Origin of the sequence: Sphingomonas sp. ABOLE (assembly GCF_003950455.1) — a bacterium.
GTDB lineage: Bacteria > Pseudomonadota > Alphaproteobacteria > Sphingomonadales > Sphingomonadaceae > Sphingomonas > Sphingomonas trueperi.
Map to the genome: position 1 here is coordinate 1 of NZ_QQWY01000081.1, position 4,912 is coordinate 4,912.

Genomic DNA, 4,912 nt, shown 5'->3' on the forward strand with positions numbered 1-4,912 from the left:
GCACCGACGCCCACGCCCCCCCCACCACCGCCGCCGGCTCCGGAACCGCAGGCGGCGTCGGCGTCGGCGTGGGAGCCGGCGGAATGGCTGATGCTCGTCACCGCGTTCGGGCTCGTCGGCGCCGAGATGCGCCGGCGGAATCGGATCGAAGCCAAGGCCTGATGCGCGGTCGTCCGAAGCTCGGTATCTGGATCTCGCTGGGCGCGGCCTCGCTGCTGCTGGTGACGCTGGCCGCCAAGGCGTTCGTCCCGCGGCACGTCCAGCAGGCCAGCCCGGCAGGTCGGATGATCCCGGCGGTAAGTACCGAACGGATTCGGTTCTCCGACGGGGATCAGCAGCAGTTGCGGATCGGCGACGGCAGCACGCGGGTGATCCGAAGCCTATTGCGGGTGCCGGATCACATGCAGTTCGGCGAGTTCGCCTGGAACGATCATGGCGTCCCCCCGGGGAGGATCTGGCTGCGCATCGACCTGTCGCGCCAGATCCTCTCGGTGTTCCGCGGCGAGGACGAGATCGCCACCAGCGTGATCCTTTACGGCCAGGACGAGACGCCGACGCCGATCGGCAACTTCCCGATCCGGGGGTTGGAGAAGAACCATCGCTCGAACACCTATGACGCAATGATGCCCTATACGCTGTGGCTGACCAGCGACGGTATCGCGATCCATGGCAGCAACGTCCGCCAGGGTCTGGCGACGCATGGTTGCATCGGCGTACCGCAGGATTTCGCGCAGCGGCTGTTCGGCATCGTCAAGCGCGGCGATCTGGTGACGGTGGTGCGCTGATCTCGGCGCGCGGCTGAGCAGATGCGCACCTCGCGCATGCTCGCTGCGTTGCCGCCCCGCGCTCGGGCGGCAGGTCGTTCCAGAGCGAATCGGCCTGCCGGAGTAGAAAACGCTTCTGGCCGGAAAGGGACCGCGCAACCCCCGTACATCGGCAACGGTACGTCTGACCGACGTGCGCGGCCATGCTTGGTTCACCTGCCGCAGTTGTTGCAACAGCCGGAGGGACCGGCCCATCACGTCGGGCATGATCAAGTCTGCCGGCACCCGATTTGGCACAGTCTCGCAAGCCAGGGAGGGCTTCTGCTTGGAGAAAAACCGCTCGACCAGTTTACGCTCGCGGTTGAGACCCTTGCTGAAGCACCGCTTCCGGCGCCGAGTGCTGTCCGCTGGGAGGTGAGCGGACGCCCTGATCCTGGAGCATCTCTCGGGTGCGATCGGCGTCGTGGGCCTTGTCCACCAGCACGGCGGTGGGCGGACTGGCGGCGATCTGTCCGCCGCCGCTATGTCCGACGGTCAGGCCGCGCCCGATCGGACGGCGCGGCGGATCGACGACGTAGATCTTGGTCGTGCGCCCCGTGCGTACTCGGCCGAGACAGTAATCTGCATTCATCGCACGACGCGGCTATGGCAGGGGTAGGAGAGCGATAGCGCGCGGGCAGATCGCGCCCGGGCGCCTCGGATCGTAGCATCCGGAAGATGCCGTTCAACACACGATGCGCGGAACGCCTCGCGGCTTCGCGGCCAGCAACGGCGCGATCATGCGCCACGCAAAACGGTGAGATCATAACCGCGCATGCCGACGCGGAGGCGAACTTCAGCGTATCGGGCTAGAAGCAGCCTCGCGCCAGCGGCGGGGTGATGAACGGACGATATCGTGTCGTCGTGGGAGCGCAAATGCCCGTTGAAGTCCTTGTAGCGGTGCTGGACGATACTCGAACGAGGCTTGCCCGCGCGGACAACGAACTTCGCTTGGTCGCCCTGCCCCCTGCCAGGCAGCGCTCGCTACGCTCGCTTACCGCCCCTCGTTCTGCGCCAGCGTGGCGTATACCGACATGCCGTTGCGGGTGCGGCTCACGTCGATCACGCACATATGGCCATAGGCGCTGTGGCTGCCGCAGCCGACGCCGGCATAGCGAAGATCGCGGTTGAACAGCAGGTCGCGATGGCCGCGATCGGGCACGCCGTCATCGATCACCAGCTGTCGCACCACCTCGTCGGCATCGGCATAGCCATAGGAGATGTCTTCGCCGACCAGTCGACCGCCGCCGCGGCGCTGGACGCGATCGCCGGGCGAGGCACCGTCGGGCGAGAAATGCCCGCGCGTGCCGAGCGCCCCCTGGATCACGGCATGGTCGCGCGCCGCAAGACCCAGCAACTCGGCTCGGCTCAGCGGCGGCAGCGGGGTCTGCAGTTCCAGAAACGCGATAGCCTCTTCCACCGCATCGACGCCTTCGCGCGTGATCAACCCGCGCGGCCGCCCGGGCAGGTACAGCGTGTTGCCGCGAAAATGTGGCCGCAGCTGGCGCAGGCGGTCGGCATAGGCAGCCGGATCGGCACGCAGATGGTTGATCCGATCGAGCACCTGGTCTTCGAGGCTCGGCAGATCATTTGCCGCGCCGATCAGCAACGCCCCCACAGACAAGATACCGCAACACAGTAAACGCACAGAAGACACAACAGGCTCCGCACCAACCGGCTGTTGTCAGCCGAACAAGTGCGGTTCTTCTGTCGCATATGGTGGAAATAACTGGTTCAGCACTATAGTTATCGGGTACGGATAACCGTACGTTAACTATAGATTCGCGGCCGTTTACCGGTAAGTAGCAAAGTCGTTACGGTATTTCACCGATGCCTGAAATCCGCCGGAAGCGCTCTCGCGCTGGCCCTGGTGCGTCCGGGATGGCACAGCCGGTTGCATGTCGGCACCGATCCTCAGCCCGCTGCGGCCCCGCCACCTTCCCCAGGCTCTGGCCTTGCAGGCGCAGGCCTATCCCGCCTTTCTCGTAGAGCCCGAGGATGCGTTCGCCAGCCGCCTCCATGTCGCCGCGCCGTTCAACCTGGCGGCCGAGCACGACGGTGCCCTCCTCGCCTATCTGCTAGCCCATGGCTGGACGCACGAATCGCCCCCGCCCGTGGGCGCCGTGCTCGACCCCGCGACGACCGGCGACACGCTGTATCTGCACGACCTGGCCGTGTCGGCTGCCGCGCGCGGGACGGGCATCGGTCGACGGCTGGTCGAAGCGGCCTTCAAGGACGCCGTTGCCGCGGGCCTCACTCGTGCCGAACTGATCGCGGTGGAAGGCGCGGCGGGCTATTGGCGTCGGCTGGGCTTCGAGGCAGCCACCCCCTCCCCCGCCCTCGTCGCCAAGGTGGCGAACTATGGCCCGGCCGCGCAGTGGATGTGGCGCCCTTTGTGAGGTGCAGCCCATGGATTCGGCGCGAGGGCGCCGCTAGGCTGCGGCATCAACCATCTCCGGGGGGACCCTCTTCTTGCGCCACAGCACCCTGATCGCCGCGTCGTTCGCTGCCCTGCTCCTCGCCCCGCAGGCACCCGCACAGGACAAGAAGGCTGGCGCGGCCGCCGAAAAGAGCGATGACAAGGCCGACAAGAGCGACCTTCCGCCGCTGCCCGACGACAAGACCATCACCCAGACCGCGGTGATCGGCGGCAAGCCGGTCCGCTACCAGGCGACCGTCGGCAAGCTGCCGGTCTATGATGCCAAGGGGAAGAAGATCGGCGAGGTGGTCTACACCGCCTATGTCGTGCCCGGCGGCGGCGCGCAGCGGCCGGTGACCTTCGCGTTCAACGGCGGTCCCGGCGCCTCCTCGGTCTATCTCAACCTCGGCGCGGTGGGGCCGAAGCGTGTGCAGTTCGGCGACAAGGGCGATGCCCCGTCCGATGCGCCGCTGCTGGTCGACAATCCCGCCAGCTGGCTCGACATGACCGACCTGGTCTTCATCGATCCGATCGGCACCGGCTTCAGCCGCAGCCTGGTCGACGAGGAGACGACCAAGAAGGCCTTCTACGCCAACGAGCCGGACATCAAGTACCTGTCGCGCATCGTCTATGACTGGCTGGTCAAGAACGAGCGGCTGCGCGCGCCCAAGTTCGTGATGGGCGAGAGCTATGGCGGCTATCGCGCGCCGCGCATCGCCTATGAGCTGCAGACCCAGCTGGGCGTGGGCGTCAACGGCATCGTGATGGTCTCGCCCTATCTCGATCCGGCCGCGACCGCAGGCTCGGACGCGCTGTCGCCGCTCCCCTGGATGATCACCCTCCCCTCGATGGCCGCCGGGCATCTCGAGCGCATTGGCAAGCTGACGCCGCAGGCGATGGCGGGCGTCGAGGCCTATACCCGCAGCGGCTTCGCTACCGACCTGCTCGCCGGCCGCTCCGACCCGCAGGCGACCGCGCGGCTGAGCGACAAGGTGACCGAGCTGACCGGCCTCGATCCCAAGCTGGTCCGCCGTCTCGACGGGCGGGTCGACGAAGGCACCTATCTGCGCGAAATCCACCGCGACGACGGCAAGATCGGCAGCGTGTACGATTCGAACGTCGATGCGTTCGATCCCTTCCCCAATGCCGCCGAGCGCAAGTCGGGCGACCCGATCCTGGAAGGCATCATCGCGCCGACGACCAGCGCGATGGTGGACTTCATCACCCGCGAAGTGGGCTGGAAGACGAGCGCGCGCTACAATGCGCTGTCCTTCTCGGTGAACGCGGCCTGGGACCGCGGCACGCCCGACGACGCGCCGGTGAGCGACCTGCGCAAGGCGGTGGCGAACGATCCCAAGATGGGGGTGCTGATCGTCCATGGCTATAACGACCTGTCCTGCCCCTATTTCGGATCGCGCCTGATCATCGATCAGATGCCGCGCTTCGGCGTGGAGCAGCGGGTGAAGCTGGGTGTCTATCCCGGCGGGCACATGTTCTATTCGCGCAAGGCCAGCGCGGAGGCGTTCAAGGCCGATGCCCGGGTGCTGTATGTGCGGTGAGGTCTGAACCGCGCCGGGTTTGCCGGAGGCTCCAACTCCTGAGAAGGTGGAGCCTGTATGAGCAAGACGACGAACAAGTTTTCTCCTGAGGTCCGCGAGCGTGCGGTGCGGATGGTATTCGATCACGAGCA

Annotated in this window: 5 protein-coding genes; 3 read left to right on the plus strand and 2 right to left on the minus strand. The window is 66.6% G+C overall.

Going from position 1 to position 4,912, the window contains the following annotated elements; all coding sequences use genetic code 11:
• Positions 1–161: 161 nt before the first annotated feature.
• Positions 162–785, plus strand: coding sequence for a L,D-transpeptidase family protein (locus CA234_RS23790; protein ID WP_125978000.1), 624 nt, complete (start codon positions 162–164; stop codon positions 783–785).
• A 328-nt stretch (positions 786–1,113) separates the two neighbouring features.
• Here the strand turns inward: CA234_RS23790 and CA234_RS23795 are convergent, their stop codons facing one another.
• Both CA234_RS23795 and CA234_RS23800 read right to left on the minus strand, forming a co-directional pair.
• On the minus strand, positions 1,114–1,395 hold the full coding sequence (locus CA234_RS23795) for a hypothetical protein (protein WP_125977998.1): 282 nt from the start codon (positions 1,393–1,395) through the stop codon (positions 1,114–1,116).
• A 402-nt stretch (positions 1,396–1,797) separates the two neighbouring features.
• On the minus strand, positions 1,798–2,421 hold the full coding sequence (locus CA234_RS23800) for a CAP domain-containing protein (protein WP_241213671.1): 624 nt from the start codon (positions 2,419–2,421) through the stop codon (positions 1,798–1,800).
• A gap of 280 nt (positions 2,422–2,701) precedes the next feature.
• On the opposite strand from CA234_RS23800, the gene CA234_RS23805 reads away from it, so the two are divergent.
• Entirely contained in the window at positions 2,702–3,202 is a 501-nt protein-coding gene (locus CA234_RS23805) for a GNAT family N-acetyltransferase (RefSeq protein WP_125977996.1), read from the plus strand.
• Positions 3,203–3,275: 73 nt separating this feature from the next.
• Positions 3,276–4,781, plus strand: a complete 1,506-nt coding sequence (locus CA234_RS23810) for a peptidase S10 (RefSeq protein WP_125977994.1) — start codon at positions 3,276–3,278, stop codon at positions 4,779–4,781.
• The last annotated feature ends 131 nt before the right edge of the window (positions 4,782–4,912 follow it).